Raw genomic sequence first — 15,235 nt, 5'->3', positions numbered from 1 at the left:
AGGGAGGATGGGGAGGACGACCCATTGATTAGCAGGCAAGCCTCTCTTCACAAGTGATGCTCGCCACGTTACATTGATGACGTGTCCTTAATCGTTTCGAGACATTGTGAGAGCAGGCCCGCCATGCGCCGAACACGTTCCATACCATCGTCCCCACTGCGCCGGATCCTCGGCGCCGTCCTGGCCCTGCCCCTGTCGCTCGTCGCCCTGGTCGCCGTCCCCGCCGGCGCGGAGACGGCCGCTCCCAGCGGCGGCAACGACGACATCAGCGTCACCGGCTTCTACGCCCCGGGAGGCACTGGCTGCCAGGGCGCGGGCGATGCCGCCCACTGCCTCTTCTGGGGCGTGCGCATCCCTGACACCGTGGCCCCGGGCAGGCTGATGACCCTGACCTTCGAGGCCGACTCCCAGCCGGGCCAGTGGACCTGGAACTGCCCCTCTGAGCTGGGGGTCGCCGGCGCGGCCGCCCTCTACACCAGTGACAACCCGGAGGGTCCGATCCGCCGGTACGGGTCGTCGGGGCTCGGGCTGCTCTCCCGCATCCACAACCCGTACTCGAGGCACGGCGACTACTCCGCCTCCGTCGATCGCATCTCCTGCTCCCCCGAGCACCTGAGCCTGACCTACATGGTCGACTTCTCCGACCGCCCCTCGGGCTCCTACCTCGACCTGAGCATCGGGACGCTGGTCAAGGCGCCGGGCGACCAGGCCCGCGACTACACGCTCACGCCGACCCTGACGACCACGGAGGACGCCACGCCGCACAGCCCCACGGCCAGGGCGGCCAAGGAGCCGGCGAGCGCCACCCACGCCACCGTGACCACGAGCAAGCAGGACCTGCCCGAGGACGCCGCCAAGGACGCCGGCCGCTACACGGCCACCATCCACAACGACTCCACCACCCCCCTGTCGGGCTTCACGATCGCGGCCGCGAGCACGGAGGGCCCGGCCACCATCACGAGGCTGAGCTGCGACCTGACCGCCTTCGGGGGCGGCGTCGTCACCACGGGGGGCTCGGGCACGAGCCTGGAGGTCCCGGGCGGCAGGGCCACCATCCCAGGGGGGCAGGAGGCCACCTGCCAGGTGGACCTGAGCGGCGTCGTCGGGCACAACACCATCTCCACGTCCGTCACCGCCCAGGACGGCAAGATCTTCTCCTCCCTCTACGAGGACGACCGCGCCCGCGGCGAGGCCTCTGCGACGGTCGCGCGCAGCAGCGTCACCGTGCAGGGCCCGGACGCCGTGCACGAGGCGCCCCACGTCGTCGTCGACTACACCGTGACCCTCTCCAACACCACTGACGTGGTGGGCTCGACGCCGGACTTCTTCCTGACCGCGAAGCCGCCGACAGGGGTGAGGCTCGAGTACGCCGAGCCCGGCGGCCCCTGGTGGCTGCGCGACACCCTGTGGCCCGACGCCAATGGCACCATCCGTGTAGGGATGTCGAGTCCGCTGTACGGCAACTCCGACCGCACGGTGAGGCTGTCCGCGGTCTACTCGGTGGACACCGCCGCGATCACCCCGGACGGCTGGAAGGCCCTGGGGACCTGCGACCCGGATGACCCGTCGAAGGGCCTGAGGGCCACGATCGACGTCGAGGACAGCGGCACGATCGACGCGGCCTCCCTCCCCCTGTGCACCACCGTGACCCAGGTGAAGGAGTAGGAGCCGGGCCTACCAGCGCCGTCGGCGCGATCCACCAGGGGCGCCTCCAGCCGCGGGCTGGGGGCGCCCCCTCGCGCCCGGCGGCGGACTGTAGAGTGGCGCCCATGGCCAGCCTTCTCGACGGGATCCTGCGCGCGGTCGGCCGCGCCGCCGCGGACGCCCTCGCCTCCAGCCTGAAGCAGCGCGCCAGCCGCGCCGACAGCACCACCCGCCCCCCGGCCCCCACCGCGCCCCCCGCGCCCCGCCGCCAGGGCGCGACCACCCCGGCCCCCACCGGCCGGGGCGCCGGGATCAGTGCCTACGACGTCGCGTCCGCCGGGCTACCCTCCTTCGACTACGCCCCCAACCCCGACGGCGACGCCGACCCCGGCGAGGTCGTGTGGACCTGGGTCCCCTACGAGGAGGACGCCACCCAGGGCAAGGACCGCCCCGTCCTGGTCCTGGCCCGCAGCAGGGATCGCCTCATCGTGACCCAGATGACGTCGAAGGACCATGACCGCGACGCCGCCCAGCAGGCCAGGCACGGCCGCTACTGGTTCGACGTCGGCTCAGGCGCCTGGGACCCGAGGGGCCGTCCGAGCGAGGTCCGGCTCGACCGCCTCCTCGCCGTCGACCCGTCCGCCATCCGCCGCGAGGGAGCCACGATGAGCCGGGGGACCTTCGACGCCGTCGTCGCCGCGCTGCGCGAGCACTGGGCCTGACGAGCGCGACGCACCTCACGCCGCCCGCCCTCGCGCGGCGGGCGCCGAGGGCCGCCGTTTTGCTAGAGTGCGTTCCTGGACCTCTGGCCTGGCCGGCTTCGGGGTCCGGCGACCGGGCATCGCCGGGTGCTTCCACCACCTTCTCACGCCTGCGGCGCGAACCCTCTTTCCGGCCAATGACCAACTGACGATCGAGAAAGCAACACTGAGCAGTGGCGAACATCAAGTCCCAGATCAAGCGCATCAAGACCAACGAGAAGGCCCGTCTGCGCAACCAGTCCGTCAAGTCCGAGCTCAAGACCTACGTGCGCCGCGTGCGCCAGGCCGTCGAGTCCGGGGACAAGGCCGCCGCCGAGGAGGGCCTCAAGAAGGCCTGCCGCAAGCTGGACAAGGCCGTCTCCAAGGGCGTCATCCACAAGAACCAGGCCGCGAACCGCAAGTCGAAGCTGGCCAAGCGCGTCGCCTCCCTCTGAGGCCGCCGCTTCCGGCGATCAACGGCTCGGGGCGCCTCCCTCGTGGGGAGGCGCCCCGAGCCGTTCTCCATCCGCCTGCCCACCGATCACCCGCCTCCTGACGGTGATTGGTCACAGGACGCCGCTAACGGCGCGGTGTCACGCCGTCGTCATCATCGCGGGGGATACGATTGCGCGCGGCCTGCGGCCGAACCGGCCGGCAGGCGGTTCGACCACCGCGACCCCAGGAGCCCCAATGCCCATGCGAATCGGATTCGACCGGGACAAGTACCTCAGGATGCAGTCCGAGCACATCGCGGAGCGGCGCAGGCAGTTCGGCGGCAAGCTCTACTTGGAGTTCGGCGGCAAGCTCGTCGATGACATGCACGCCTCCCGCGTGCTGCCCGGCTTCACCCCAGACAACAAGATCGTCATGCTGGCCGAGCTCATCGACGAGGTCGAGATCATCGTGACCGTCAACGCCCGCGACTTCCAGCGCCGCAAGGTCCGCGCCGACCTGGGTATCGGCTACGAGGACGAGGTGCTGCGCCACATCGACGCCTTCCGCGACTACGGGCTGTACGTGGGCAGCGTCGTCGTCACCCAGTGGACCGATGACAACCGGGAGGCGCAGGCCTTCAAGACCAAGCTTCGAGCGGCTCGGCATCACCGTCTACCGGCATTTCCCCATCCCCGGCTACCCCGGCGACGTCGCCCGGATCGTCTCGGCCCAGGGCTACGGGCGCAACGAGTACATCGAGACCGAGCGGGACCTCGTCGTCGTCACCGCGCCGGGACCGGGCAGCGGAAAGATGGCGACCTGCCTGTCCCAGGTCTACCAGGACCACCAGAGGGGGCTGTCCTCGGGCTACGCGAAGTTCGAGACCTTCCCCATCTGGAACCTGCCTCTGGACCACCCGGTGAACATCGCCTACGAGGCCGCCACCGCCGACCTCGACGACGTCAATATGATCGACCCCTTCCACCTGGCCGCTCACGGGGTCCAGACCGTCAACTACAACCGCGACGTCGAGATCTTCCCCGTGCTCGTGCGCCTCTTCGAGCAGATGCTCGGAACGTGCCCCTACGCCTCCCCCACTGATATGGGCGTCAACATGGCCGGCCACTGCATCAGCGACGACGAGGCCTGCCGCGAGGCCTCCAGGCAGGAGATCATCCGCCGCTACCTCAAGGCCCTGGTTACGGAGAAGCAGGATGCGATCGACCCGTTCCAGTCCGAGCGGATCGCCTTGTCCATGGCGAAGGTCGGGGTGACGGTGGAGGACCGCCCGGTGGTGCCGCCCACGCGAGAGCTGGCCGCCTCCACGGGCGCGCCCGCCGCCGCGATCGAGCTGCCCGACGGGCGGATCATCACCGGCAAGACCACCGCCCTGCTGGGCTGCTCGTCGGCGATGCTCCTCAACGCCCTCAAGGCCCTGGCGGGGATCGATCAGGAGGTGCTGCTGCTCTCGCCCGAGTCGATCGAGCCGATCCATACCCTCAAGACGACGCACCTGGGCTCGCGCAACCCGCGCCTGCACACCGACGAGGTGCTCATCGCCCTGGCCGTCTCGGCGTCCACGGACCCCAACGCCGCGCGCGCGATGGAGCAGATCGCCACCCTGCGGGGCTGCGACGTGCACACCTCGACGATCCTGGGCAGCGTGGACGAGGGGATCTTCCGGTCCCTGGGCGTTCAGGTGACCAACGAGCCCATCTACGCCACGAAATCGCTCTACCGTAAGCGCTGAGGCTGCCGGGCCGGGGGTCAGCGGCGGGCCGCCAGGCGCCCCCGGCGGGCGGAGCAGATCGCCAGGACGGCACGCTCGACAGCGTGCTCGGGGTCGCGGCTGGCGCCCTTGGTCTCGGCGTCCGCGCGGGCGACGGCGATGATCGCGGTGGCGAGTGCGTCGTCGGACCAGCCGGCGAGATCGGCGCGGGCGCGCTTGGCCTGCCAGGGTGACATCCCGAGCTCCTTGGGACCCATGCCGGGACGGCCGCCCGCGGCGGCGACGCGGGCCAGCTGGCGGAGCTTGGTGGCCAGGGCGGACACGATGAGCACTGGCGCTACGCCGGTGGCCAGGGCGTGGCGCAGGAGGGTGACGGCCTTGGCGACATTGCCCGAGATGGCGGCGTCGGCGACGCTGAAGCCGGTGGCCTGGATGCGGCCGGCGTAGTAGGTGCTGACGTGGGCGACAGTGATGGTTCCCTCGGTGTCGGCCATGAGTTGGGCGACGGCGCTGGTGAGCTCGCGCAGGTCGGAGCCCAGGGCGTCGACGAGCGCCCCGATGGCCTCGGCCTCGATGCGGCGGCCGGCGCGACGCGCGTCGGCGTTGACGAGAGCCGCCTTGTCCCCGTCCTTCTTGATCGGGTCGCAGGTCACGACCGGGTAGGGGGAGGCGGTGAGGGCGTCGAGGAGCTTCTTGCCGCGCTGGCCGGAGTTGTGGCGCAGGATGACGACGACGTCGGGGTCGGGGGCGGCGACGTAGGCGAGCAGGTCGGTGAGGAGCGCGTCCGTCATCTGCTCGAGGTTGGGCACGTGGACGAGCTTGGGCTCGCCGAAGAGGGAGGGCGAGACGAGGGTGTCGAGCATATGGGGCTCGTAGGTGGCCGCGTCGAGGCGGACGACCTCCGTGGTGGGGTCCTTGGCCCTGGCCTGGGCGAGGAGTCGGTCGACGGCGCGCTCGCCGAGGAGCTCCTCCCCTCCGCGCACGAGGACGACAGGAGCGAGCTCCACCTGGTCCCACGACGGGCCCGCGGGGCGGGAGCGCTTCGAGGCGGTGGGTCGGGCGGGCGGCACGCCCCAATCCTAATCGCGAGACCGGTCGTTGTTAGGAGCGAGACCGGTTCGCTGTCCGCAGGTTGAGGCTGGTGGGGTGGGGTTGGTGGGGGTTTTCCACAGATTGGTGGTGGGGTCTGGTGCTGGGGGTGGGTGGGGTTCTAGGGTTGGGGTCCGACGGCGATGCCGCCGTCGTCTGGGGCCGACCTGGGGCCTCGCGCCGCTCCCTGGTCCACGTCCGCCCGCCCCGCCGTCTTGGAAGGCCCCAGCGCCCATGGCCCTCTCGTCCGTTCCCTCCCTGGTCCGCTCTCCCCGGCCCGCGGCGCTTCGACGGCGCGGTGCTGCCAGTCGCCCGCCTGGACGGCGTCGTCGGCTCCTTGCGGCGCTGATGAGGCGCTGGGCGGCCCCGATCGTCGTGGCCCTGGCGTCCTGCTGCGCCCTGGGCCCGGTGCTGCTGGCGGCCTGCGCCAAGGACCCCGCACCGCCCGAGGCCAGCGGGACCCTGCCCACGCAGTTCGCGGCCGCCACCCCCACCAGCGCGGCGGCCACCCCCAGCGTCAGCGCGCCGGCCTCTCTGAGCCCCGAGCTGGCCGCCCAGAGAGCCACCGCCCTGGCCATGCCCAAGCCCCCCGTCCCGACCGAGGCCACTGAGAACACCCAGCAAGGAGCCGTCCGCGCCGCCGTGCACTTCATCGAGCTCTACCGGTACGCCTTCGTCACCGGCGACACCACCGACCTGGCCGCCATGAGCGAGGAGCGCTGCGTCTTTTGTAAATCCGCCATCGACGACGCCACCGAGCTCCACGCCGCAGGCGGATGGGCCAACCCATGGACCCAAAAAATCACGAACATCGAATACAACCCCCCAGGGGAAGGAAAAGAGTACTGCGGGATTAGAGCCACTGTGACATCGGAAGAGTCGACAACGATGAACCGTCATGGAAAGCTGGTCGAAGAGTCAGTCGAAGAGGCGAAGATCTTTATGATACTACGATACCGTGATGGCATGTGGTACGTCGGAGGGGTGTCGGTGAAATGATGCTGCGAACAGTCCTGGTGGCCGTCTCGATAATCTGCCCCTCACCTCTCATGGCCCCATTCGAAGGTCATGGCTCGAAAGATGAGGAACGGAAATACGTCGGTAAAGTTTCCGACAATGAAGTCACCGTGATGTCCTCGTCGTATAAGGAGGTTCGGGTTGGGGTCGGTTCCCCGTCGTCGGCCGGCGGGGGCGGTGGTGGGGGTGGGTCTCAGGGTGTGGTGGTCACGGCCGGGCAGCCCCAGGCCGGGCCCGTGGAAGCCGACTACATCTGCGACGGGCAGGACACCCAGGGCGACAACACCGTCGCGTGCCGCCTCCAACCAACCCCCACGCCACCCGCGGCCGACCCCGGCCCCGGCCCGGCCCCGGCCCGGCCCCGGCGCTGATCGTGGTGACCTCCCGTGACGTGGCGACCCTCATCGTCGACGGCCCGGGCATCACCCTCCAACCACCCGGGAGCACCATCCTGGTGCACATGCCGCTGATCGCCTACACCAACCCCGCCACCCGCTCACTATCGACCACCGTGGGCGGCGTCAGCGTCGACGTCGAGGCCACCCCCACCACCTACGCCTGGCACTGGGGCGACGCCACAACCACGACCACCACCGACCCCGGGCACCCCTACCCCCACCACACCACCACCCACCTGTACACCACCACCGCCAACAGCGTCACCGTCACCCTGACCACCACCTGGACCGCCCGCTACCGCCCCACCGGCACCACCAACTGGCAGCCCGTCAACGGCTACCTCACCACCACCCAGACCTCCCCGCCCTTCAACATCCGCCGCCTGGTCCCCTACCTCACCGACGACGCCGAACACCACCACAACCACTAACCCACCCCCGAACCAGCCCCACCCCCAACAACAACCAGCCTCACCCCTCACAACAACCGGTCTCACCCAAAACTACAACCGGTCTCGCTCCTGATTTCGACCGGTCTCGATGAAAGGGGAGAGGCGGGGCGGGGAGGGATCAGTCGGCGCGGGCGGAACCGGCGATCTCCAGGGCCTCCTCCAGGGTGAAATTGCCGTTGTAGAGGGCCTTGCCGACGATCGCGGAGTCCACCCCGGTCCCGACCAGCTCCGTGAGCGCGCGGATGTCGTCCAGTGAGGAGATCCCTCCGGAGGCGACGACGGGGGCGCTGGTGCGGGCGGCGACCTCGCGCAGCAGGGTGATGTTGGGGCCCTGGAGGGTGCCGTCCTTGGTCACGTCGGTCACGACGTAGCGCGCGCAGCCGGCGGCGTCGAGCCGCGCCAGGGTCTCCCACAGGTCTCCACCGTCACGGGTCCAGCCACGGGCGGCCAGGGTCCGGCCGCGCACGTCGAGGCCGACAGCGATCTTGTCCCCGTGCTCGGCGATGACTCTCTCGGTCCACTTGGGGTCCTCGAGGGCCGCCGTGCCGAGGTTGACCCGGGCTGCACCGGCGCGTAGGGCGCGGGCGAGGGAGGCGTCGTCGCGGATGCCGCCGGACAGCTCGACCTTGATGCCGACCTCACCAACGATGCGCTCAAGCAGGTCGGCGTTGGAACCGCGTCCGAAGGCGGCATCGAGATCCACCAGGTGGATCCACTCCGCCCCGGCGCGGACCCAGTCGAGGGCCGCGTCGACGGGGCTGCCGTAGTCGGTCTCGCTTCCGGCCTCGCCCTGGAGCAGGCGGACGGCCTTGCCTTGGGCGACGTCGACGGCGGGAAGGAGCGTGAGCATGAGGGGCCTCCTGGGTGGTCTCGGGACGACGCGCGGGAAGCGCGGCGTGATGCGGCGGATCGGGTCAGTGGTGAGGGCTCATGAGCCGGTCAGAGCGCGCCCAGCCAGTTGCGCAGGAGCTCGGCCCCGGCGTCGCCCGACTTCTCGGGATGGAACTGGGTGGCGGACAGGGGGCCGTTCTCGACGGCGGCCAGGAAGTCCTCGCCGTGATGAGCCCAGGTGGGCAGCGGCGGGCGCGTCGCGGATGGCCCCAGCCCCGCCCCCGGATCCGTTTTCACGGCGTAGGAGTGGACGAAGTAGAAGCGCTGGTCGGCGACGCCGTCGAACAGGAGGCTGCCAGCGGGCGGGCGGACCTCGGACCATCCCATGTGCGGGACCACGGGGGCGTCGAGGCGGCTCACCTCCCCCTCCCACTGGGCGAGCCCCGGGATGGTGGAGCCATGCTCCTGACTCGACTCGAACATGACCTGCATGCCCACGCAGATTCCCAGCACGGGGCGGCCGCCGGCCAGGCGGCGCTCGATGAGCCGGGGGGCGTCCACGGCGCGCAGCATCTCCATGACGGCACCGAAGGCCCCCACGCCGGGGACGAGGAGCCCGTCGGCGGACTCGACGGCACCTGCGTCGGCGGTGAGCTCGACCCGCGCGCCGACGCGCTCCAGGGCGCGAACGGCCGAGCGCACGTTGCCGGAGCCGTAGTTGAGGACGACGACGCGGGGTGAGGGCATACGCTGGAGTCTACCGGCGTCACCGCCCACGGCCGCTCAGGGGTCCGGGGAGCGTGCGCGCCCGTGGTGGCCCCAGCCCCTGGGACGGCCACCCGCGAGCCCGCGCCAAGCGACGGGCTCAGGGCAGGATGCGACCATGAGCCTTCCCGAGCGGTCCCCGTCGAGCGCGCCGACCTACGACCCGCCGTCCCTGGACCGGCAGCCGGTGGCTCACCCCCGTGCTCGGCCCCTCGGAGACGGCGTGGCAGGCCGGCAGGCGCGGGTTCTCCTGCCTCGTGGCCACCGGCTGACGCCACGCCGCCCGGGCGGCGCTCCTCAGTCCGCTCCGGGGCGGCGCAGGCCGCGCCCGATCCAGCGCATCGCGCGCCCGGTCTTGACCTCGCTGGTCAGCACGGCACCGGGGGCTTCCTCCGGCCGGGTGATACCGAGCAGCACGTCCTCGACGACCTGATCCATCTGGGACAGGATGAGGCCGGCGGAGGCCTCCTCGCCCGGCTTGCCGCCGGCGAAGCAGCGCGCGGTGATCGTTCCGGACAGGCCCTCCTCGATGCCGACATCGGTGGCCAGGTCCGCGGTGAGCAGCACGGATCCGCCGCGGCTGAGGCGGGACAGGGTGGCGGCGAGCTCGGCGGCCTCGGCCGGCTCGTTCTCCGAGCCGCCCAGGAGCTCCGCGATATCCCATTCGGCGTGGGCGGAGGCGAACTCCTTGACGGCGAAGGCACCCGTGGAGGCGGGCACGACGACGCAGTCGAGCCCGCTCATGGCGCACAGGGAGGCGAGGGCCTCGGCGGTGGGCAGAGGCGTGAGGACGACGGCGATCTTGAGGGCGCGCGCGGCCGGGGAGCCAGTCGGCGCGGGATCCGCGGCGGTGGGGCTCTCGGGGCTCTCCCCGGTGGCGCCCTCGGCGCCGCTCAGGTCGAGGCCCTCCACGAGGGCGGCGAACTCGTCGTCGATGCGGTCGGCGTCGTCGGGGCGGGCGCCATCGGGGGTGGTCTGGTCGCTCATCACAGGGCTCCCTTCGTGGAGGGGATGCCGTCGACCCGCGGGTCGGGCTCGACGGCGGCGCGCAGGGCTCGCGCGAGAGCCTTGAACTCGGCCTCGGCGATGTGGTGGGGGTCGCGCCCGGAGATGACGCGCACGTGCAGGCAGATCCCCGCGTGGTAGGCGATGGCCTCCAGGGCGTGGCGGACCATGGAGCCGGTGAAGTGCCCGCCGATGAGGTGGTGGGCGAAGGCCTCGGACTCGCCGTCGTGAACGAGGTAGGGGCGCCCGGAGATGTCGACGACGGCGGTGGCCAGCGCCTCGTCGAGCGGGACGGAGGCGTCGCCGAAGCGGCGTATGCCGCTCTTGTCCTCCAAGGCTCGGCGCAGGGCCTCACCGATGCAGATGGCGGTGTCCTCCACGGTGTGGTGGACGTCGATGTGGGTGTCCCCCGTGGCCCGCACGGTGAGGTTCATGAGCGAGTGCTTACCCAGCGCGGTGAGCATGTGGTCCCAGAAGGGGACGGTGGTGGAGATGTCGGTGGCGCCGGTGCCATCGAGATCGAGGTCGACGACGACGCTGGACTCGCTCGTGGTCCGCTCGACGCGGGCCGCACGGGCGGCTCTGATGCGGCTGGCAGGGCTGGGGGTGCTGCTCATGCGGGCTCCTGGGGGTCGGGGCCGACGGCGCGGGCGCCGCTGAGGGCCTTGGTCAGGGCGGTGCGGAAGGCCGCCATCTCCTCGGGCTTCCCGACGCTGACGCGCAGGAACCCCTCGGGGCCGACGACGCGGATGAGCACGCCGTCGTCAAGGAGATCCTGCCAGACGCGATGGCGATCGGCGAAGGGGCCGAAGAGCACGAAGTTGGCGTCGGACTCATGGGCGGTCAGGCCTTGGGAGCGCAGCCAGGCCACGAGGGAGTCGCGCTCGTCGCGCAGGGAGGCGACCTGCCCCATGAGCTCCTCCCGGTGGGCCAGCGCCGCCAGGGCGGCGGCCTGGGTGACCGCGGAGAGGTGGTAGGGCAGGCGCACGACGCGCAGCATGTCGACCAGCTCGCGGGAGCCAGCGAGGTAGCCCAGGCGCAGGCCGGCGGCGCCGAAGGCCTTGCTCATGGTGCGGGACACGGCCAGGTGCGGGTTGCCCTCGAGGAGCTCCAGCGCGCTGGGCACGCCGGGCCTGCGGAACTCCGCGTAGGCCTCATCGATAACGACGACGCAATCGGTGGGGGCGCCGTCGGCCGCGGTGGGCCCGTTGCCGCGGGAGGCCTCCAGGAGGGCACGCGCGGCGGCCAGGGGCAGGGCGGTCCCTGTGGGGTTGTTGGGGCTGGCGGCGATGAGCACGGCTGGGTGGCGCTCGGCGATGGCTGCCGCAGTGGCATCGACGTCGATGGTGAAGTCCTCCCGGCGCGGGATCGTCGCGTACTCGGTGAGGGTGTCACGGGCGTACTCGGGGTACATGGAGTACGTGGGGGTGAGGGACAGGCAGGCCCTCCCGGGCCCGCCGAAGGCCTGGAGGAGGTGGAGCATGACCTCGTTGGAGCCGTTGGCCGCCCAGATCTGATCCGCCCCCAGGCACGCGCCGGACTCGACGGCGAGGTAGTCGGCCAGGGCCTGGCGCAGGGCGGGGAAGTCGCGGTCCGGGTAGCGGTTGAGGTCGGACGCCGCCCTGGCGACGGCGTCGGCGATGTCCGCGACGACGGCGCCGCTGGGGGCGTAGGGGTTCTCATTGACGTTGAGGCGCGCGGGCACGTCCAGCTCCGGGGCGCCGTAAGGGGTCTCACCCTCGAGCCCGGGGCGGATGGGAAGGCTGCTCACGGGAAATGAGTCTACGGCGCCGTCGACCGCACCGCGTGACCGCCCGATGCCGCCACGACGACCGGAGCCGGCGGCGCCTCATTGACGGCCCCCCGGTAGACCAGGGTGATCTCCTCGTAGTCGAGGCGGGTCAGGGCGTACTCGATGAGCCCGGCGGAGTAGAGGCCGAGCTCGCCGGCGTCGAGCAGGGCCTGGCGCTGGGCCCGGACCATGTCGAGCGAGAGCGCCCGCGCGCGCGCCTGATCCGCGCGCCGCGCGGCCCAGCCGACATCCTCGCCACCCTCGAGCGCCTCCTCCCGGGCCGCGTGGGCCACGAGGGCAGAGGCTCCCTGGGCGGCCAGGACGATGCGCCTGCGGCCGTCGTCGGTGAGCAGCTGGTCCTCGCTCTCCGGGATGACGCCCTTGGCCGCCGAGATGAGGAGCCCCATGAGCTCGCGGCGCTCGGCCTCATCGGCGGGGCCCTCCATCGTCGGTCTGACGGCCCTGACCACCCACGGCAGAGTCAGTCCCTGGACGACGAGGGAGCCGGCGGCGACGAGGATCGCGATGAGCACGAGGAAAGGGCGGTTGGGGGCGTCGGCGGGGAGGGTCTGGGCGGCGGCGAGCGTGACGGCGCCGCGCATCCCCGCCCACACGATGATCGTCCCCTCCCGGGCCCCGAGGGGGGCCTGCTGGTAATAGGCCATGTCGGCGTCGACCCGCCGGATCCTGTCAATGGCCTCCGCTGCGCGGACCTGCGCGTGCGCGTGCCCCACCTCTCGGCGCCCCTTGGCGATGCCCTTGGCGAGGCCCTTGAGCCTGCGCCTCACGCCGCGGCGGCTGCTGTCCCAGGGAACGAGCATGTCCTCGGGGATCTCCCCGCGGGCGATCGCCTGGCAGCGCTCCTCGAACGCCTGGCGGGGCTCGCTCATCCCATCCCATCTCTCGGCCCGGCGCGCTCCCCGGCGGCGCAGCCACAGGATCATCGGGGCGACGATCGCGGCCCGCACGGCGACGGTCAGCACCCCGGCCAGGACGGTGAGCCAGACAGCGGTGGCCATGGGCGGACCCTCGGCCCGGACGTCCTCCACGACCCCGAACAGCTGCAGGCCCATGACCAGGAAGATGAATCCCTCGAGGACGAGCTCGACGGTGTGCCAGGTCTCGTTTCCGGCGATGCGGTGGTCCGGGGGCAGGAGCCGGGGCGAGCGGTGCCCGGTCACCAGGCCGGCGACGACGGCCGCCACCAGGCCGCTACCACCCATGTGCTCGGCGGGGATGGCGGCGAGGAAGGGCACGGCGAAAGAGATGACCGTGTCGACGCTGGCGTCGGTGACGCGGGCGCGCAGGTGCAAGGTGAGCTCCCCAACGATCCAGCCCACGGCCAGGGCGACGACGACGGCGAGCACGAAGCTGCCCAGGACCTCCCCCGCGCTGGTCCGCCCGCCCACGGCGGCCGAGATCGCCGAGGAGAGCACCACCAGGGCGGTGGCGTCGTTGAGGAGCCCCTCACCCTCCAGCACGGTGATGACACGCTGGGTGACCCCCAGGCGCCGGGCGATGGAGATGGCCACGGCGTCGGTGGGGCTGAGCACCGCGCCCATGGCGACGGCCCAGGCCACGGGCAGGCTGGGCAGGACGAGGGTGAGCACTCCCCCGATCACCGCCGAGGAGACGGCGACCAGGAGGACGGCGAGGATCGCGACGGGGGCGAAGCTCCCGGCGGAAGTTGATCGCGGAGATGGACACCGCCGTCGCGTACAGGAGCGCCGGGAGGACGCCCTCGAGGATGACCTCCGGCCCGATCTCGATCGCGGGCACCACCGGCAGGAACCCGACGGCGATCCCCACGGTCAGGAGCAGCAGCGCCGGCGCCACCCGGAGGCGGTCACTGATCTGGCTGGCGCCGGCGATCGCCAGGAGTCCCGCGACGATGATGATGAGGTTCATGGGGCGATTCTGCCACCCACGGCCCTCAGAGCCGCTCGCTGGCCAGACGGGCGCCCTCGGCCAGGGCCTCGAGCTTCGCCCAGGCGATGGAGGGGTGGACGCGCCCGCCCAGGCCGCAGTCGGTGGAGGCGACGACCCTCTCGGGGCCCACGAGGCCCGCGAAGCGCCCGATGCGCTCAGCCACGAGCTCGGGGTGCTCCACGACGTTGGTGGCGTGGGAGACGACGCCCGGGATGAGGTACTTCTCGGCGGGGAGCTCGACCTCCTCCCAGATCCTCCACTCGTGCTCGTGGCGGGCGTTGGCGGCCTCGAAGCTCAGCCCGTTGGCGTTGACGCTCAGGGCGAGGTCCACGATGTGCTTGAACTCCAGGTCGGTTGCGTGCGGACCGTGCCAGGAGCCCCAGCACACGTGGTAGCGCACGAGGGCGGGATCGATGCCCTCCAGGGCGTGGTTGAGGGCCTCGATGCGCGCGGCGGAGAAGGCCCGGTAGTCCTCGAGGCTCGGCTCGGTGACGAACTGGTCCCAGGACTCGGCCAGGTCCGGGGCGTCGATCTGGACGGTGAGCCCCGCGTCGGTGATCGCCTTGTACTCCTCGCGCAGTGCCTCCGCCCAGGCCCAGACGGCGGCCTCATCATCCTCGTAGTAGGTGTTGCCCACGCGCGCCGCAGACGCCGGGGACAGGGCCGCGACGAAGCCCTCTGAGAGAGGCTTGCCCACCGCTTCCAGGCCGCGCTTGGTCAGGGCGATGTCGCGGGCGACGAGGTCGGCGCCGGTGTAGGCCAGAGGCCCGGTGACCGTGGGGAAGACCCAGGGCTGGCGGTTGGCGATGTGGATGCCGCTGTCCGGGTCGGCGTAGGCGTCGGCGAAGGCCACCCAGTCGCGGCGGTCGGTCATCGCGTCGAGCTCGAGCTTGTCCGAGGGCTTGCGCGCGGGGGGCTCGGGGAGGACCTCGAGGCCTGAGAAGCGCAGGAAGGAGTAGCCCCACCAGGCGCCGTAGTCGACGGACTGGGTCATGAGGTGCCCGTACTCGCCGTCGTTGACGATGTCGATACCGATGGAGGCCTGCCTGGCGATGACGGAGTCGACGGCCTCGGTAATGACGGCATTGAAATCGGCGTCGGGCAGAGCCCCGTCCTGGTGGTCCTTGTTGGCGGCGATGAGGGCGTCGGTGCGGGGAAGGGAGCCGACGTGGGTGGTGCGGATGCGTGTCATGGTGCGGTCCTCGATGATCCTGGCGGCAGCGCCGCCGTCCGGGGTGGGGTGGTTGGGACCGGAACCGCGCCGGGCGCGGCTTGGGGCTGAGGCGTCCGGGCGCCTCAGCGGCGCATGACAGCCCCTGCGAGGCGCCGTGGCGCGCGCAGGGGGCACTCCGTCCTGGTGGGGGCGTGCGCCCCATCCCTTGGTGTCATCACTGGCCTTTCCCCACCGC

12 protein-coding genes and 3 pseudogenes are annotated in these 15,235 nt (G+C 71.5%); 7 read left to right on the top strand and 8 right to left on the bottom strand.

Annotation, left to right across the window (positions count from 1 at the left end):
- Nucleotides 1-123 precede the first annotated feature (123 nt).
- The 4 genes and pseudogenes from ABXS69_RS05160 to ABXS69_RS05145 all read left to right on the top strand — a co-directional run bounded on the left by ABXS69_RS05160 (nucleotide 124) and on the right by ABXS69_RS05145 (nucleotide 4,569).
- Nucleotides 124-1,665, top strand: coding sequence for a hypothetical protein (locus ABXS69_RS05160; protein WP_366181451.1), 1,542 nt, complete (start codon nucleotides 124-126; stop codon nucleotides 1,663-1,665).
- A gap of 104 nt (nucleotides 1,666-1,769) precedes the next feature.
- A complete protein-coding gene (locus ABXS69_RS05155; protein ID WP_366181450.1) occupies nucleotides 1,770-2,366 on the top strand; it encodes a type II toxin-antitoxin system PemK/MazF family toxin in 597 nt (198 codons plus the stop codon).
- A 212-nt stretch (nucleotides 2,367-2,578) separates the two neighbouring features.
- Nucleotides 2,579-2,839, top strand: a complete 261-nt coding sequence (gene rpsT / locus ABXS69_RS05150; protein ID WP_366181449.1) for a 30S ribosomal protein S20 — start codon at nucleotides 2,579-2,581, stop codon at nucleotides 2,837-2,839.
- Between the two features lie 241 nt (nucleotides 2,840-3,080).
- Nucleotides 3,081-4,569: pseudogene (locus ABXS69_RS05145) on the top strand (DUF1846 domain-containing protein).
- Between the two features lie 17 nt (nucleotides 4,570-4,586).
- On the opposite strand, the gene holA reads toward ABXS69_RS05145, so the two are convergent.
- Complete coding sequence (gene holA / locus ABXS69_RS05140) at nucleotides 4,587-5,555, bottom strand: DNA polymerase III subunit delta (RefSeq protein WP_366181537.1); 969 nt, start codon at nucleotides 5,553-5,555, stop codon at nucleotides 4,587-4,589.
- Nucleotides 5,556-5,871: 316 nt separating this feature from the next.
- On the opposite strand from holA, the gene ABXS69_RS05135 reads away from it, so the two are divergent.
- The 3 genes from ABXS69_RS05135 to ABXS69_RS05125 all read left to right on the top strand — a co-directional run bounded on the left by ABXS69_RS05135 (nucleotide 5,872) and on the right by ABXS69_RS05125 (nucleotide 7,483).
- The gene (locus ABXS69_RS05135) at nucleotides 5,872-6,636 is read left to right on the top strand and encodes a DUF6318 family protein (protein ID WP_366181448.1); all 765 of its coding nucleotides are present in this window, start codon (nucleotides 5,872-5,874) and stop codon (nucleotides 6,634-6,636) included.
- A 254-nt stretch (nucleotides 6,637-6,890) separates the two neighbouring features.
- Nucleotides 6,891-7,025 carry a hypothetical protein gene (locus ABXS69_RS05130; protein WP_366181447.1) on the top strand — a complete coding sequence of 45 codons (135 nt, stop codon included), beginning with the start codon at nucleotides 6,891-6,893 and terminating at the stop codon, nucleotides 7,023-7,025.
- A gap of 5 nt (nucleotides 7,026-7,030) precedes the next feature.
- Complete coding sequence (locus ABXS69_RS05125) at nucleotides 7,031-7,483, top strand: zinc transporter (RefSeq protein ID WP_366181446.1); 453 nt, start codon at nucleotides 7,031-7,033, stop codon at nucleotides 7,481-7,483.
- Nucleotides 7,484-7,622: 139 nt separating this feature from the next.
- Here the strand turns inward: ABXS69_RS05125 and priA are convergent, their stop codons facing one another.
- The 7 genes and pseudogenes from priA to ABXS69_RS05090 form a co-directional block, all read right to left on the bottom strand.
- Complete coding sequence (gene priA, locus ABXS69_RS05120) at nucleotides 7,623-8,354, bottom strand: bifunctional 1-(5-phosphoribosyl)-5-((5-phosphoribosylamino)methylideneamino)imidazole-4-carboxamide isomerase/phosphoribosylanthranilate isomerase PriA (protein WP_366181445.1); 732 nt, start codon at nucleotides 8,352-8,354, stop codon at nucleotides 7,623-7,625.
- An 89-nt stretch (nucleotides 8,355-8,443) separates the two neighbouring features.
- Nucleotides 8,444-9,082 (bottom strand): imidazole glycerol phosphate synthase subunit HisH, encoded by a 639-nt coding sequence (gene hisH, locus ABXS69_RS05115; RefSeq protein WP_366181444.1) that lies wholly within the window; start codon nucleotides 9,080-9,082, stop codon nucleotides 8,444-8,446.
- Nucleotides 9,083-9,397: 315 nt separating this feature from the next.
- A pseudogene (locus ABXS69_RS05110) lies at nucleotides 9,398-9,919 on the bottom strand (hypothetical protein); the annotation flags it as partial.
- Nucleotides 9,920-10,086: 167 nt separating this feature from the next.
- A complete protein-coding gene (gene hisB / locus ABXS69_RS05105; RefSeq protein ID WP_366181443.1) occupies nucleotides 10,087-10,722 on the bottom strand; it encodes an imidazoleglycerol-phosphate dehydratase HisB in 636 nt (211 codons plus the stop codon).
- Complete coding sequence (locus ABXS69_RS05100; protein ID WP_366181442.1) at nucleotides 10,719-11,876, bottom strand: histidinol-phosphate transaminase; 1,158 nt, start codon at nucleotides 11,874-11,876, stop codon at nucleotides 10,719-10,721. Before ABXS69_RS05100 ends, hisB begins: the two co-directional genes overlap by 4 nt.
- Nucleotides 11,877-11,887: 11 nt before the next feature.
- Nucleotides 11,888-13,805: pseudogene (locus ABXS69_RS05095) on the bottom strand (sodium:proton antiporter).
- A 25-nt stretch (nucleotides 13,806-13,830) separates the two neighbouring features.
- Nucleotides 13,831-15,018, bottom strand: a complete 1,188-nt coding sequence (locus ABXS69_RS05090; protein ID WP_366181441.1) for a cobalamin-independent methionine synthase II family protein — start codon at nucleotides 15,016-15,018, stop codon at nucleotides 13,831-13,833.
- Nucleotides 15,019-15,235: the final 217 nt, after the last annotated feature.

The organism is Actinomyces timonensis (assembly GCF_040702965.1).
Lineage (GTDB): Bacteria > Actinomycetota > Actinomycetes > Actinomycetales > Actinomycetaceae > Actinomyces > Actinomyces timonensis_A.
Note: the sequence above shows the minus strand (reverse complement) of the source record. Positions and strands in the feature narration are given on the sequence as shown.

Coding starts and splice junctions, on each gene's coding strand:
- ABXS69_RS05135 (WP_366181448.1), top strand. CDS start 5,872: ATGGCCCTCTCGTCCGTTCCCTCCCTGGTCCGCTCTCCCCGGCCCGCG.
- priA (WP_366181445.1), bottom strand. CDS start 8,354: ATGCTCACGCTCCTTCCCGCCGTCGACGTCGCCCAAGGCAAGGCCGTC.
- ABXS69_RS05090 (WP_366181441.1), bottom strand. CDS start 15,018: ATGACACGCATCCGCACCACCCACGTCGGCTCCCTTCCCCGCACCGAC.
- hisB (WP_366181443.1), bottom strand. CDS start 10,722: ATGAGCAGCACCCCCAGCCCTGCCAGCCGCATCAGAGCCGCCCGTGCG.
- ABXS69_RS05160 (WP_366181451.1), top strand. CDS start 124: ATGCGCCGAACACGTTCCATACCATCGTCCCCACTGCGCCGGATCCTC.
- hisH (WP_366181444.1), bottom strand. CDS start 9,082: ATGCCCTCACCCCGCGTCGTCGTCCTCAACTACGGCTCCGGCAACGTG.
- ABXS69_RS05155 (WP_366181450.1), top strand. CDS start 1,770: ATGGCCAGCCTTCTCGACGGGATCCTGCGCGCGGTCGGCCGCGCCGCC.